The organism is Streptomyces lancefieldiae, assembly GCF_031845825.1.
GTDB classification, from domain to species: domain Bacteria; phylum Actinomycetota; class Actinomycetes; order Streptomycetales; family Streptomycetaceae; genus Streptomyces; species Streptomyces lancefieldiae.
In genome coordinates this window covers 1-221 of the sequence record NZ_JAVRFH010000464.1, presented here as the reverse complement: position 1 = coordinate 221, position 221 = coordinate 1, and the positions used below count along the sequence as shown (strand labels likewise).

At 65.6% G+C, this 221-nt stretch carries 1 protein-coding gene; it reads left to right on the top strand.

Annotation, left to right across the window (positions count from 1 at the left end; translation table 11 throughout):
• On the top strand, nt 1-221 hold a 221-nt coding region (locus RM812_RS42960; RefSeq protein ID WP_311586573.1), incomplete at both ends, for a hypothetical protein.

Sequence of the window (221 nt, the reverse complement as noted above, 5' to 3'; positions counted from 1 at the left end):
TGGATGTGGTGGAGGCGCATGGGACGGGGACGCGTCTGGGTGAGCCGATCGAGGCGCAGGCGTTGCTGGCGACGTATGGGCAGCGGGACGGGGAGCGTCCGTTGTGGCTTGGTTCGCTGAAGTCGAATGTGGGTCAGACGCAGGCTGCTGCGGGTGTGGCCGGTGTGATCAAGATGGTCATGGCGATGCGGCACGGTGTGGTGCCGAGGACGTTGCATGTG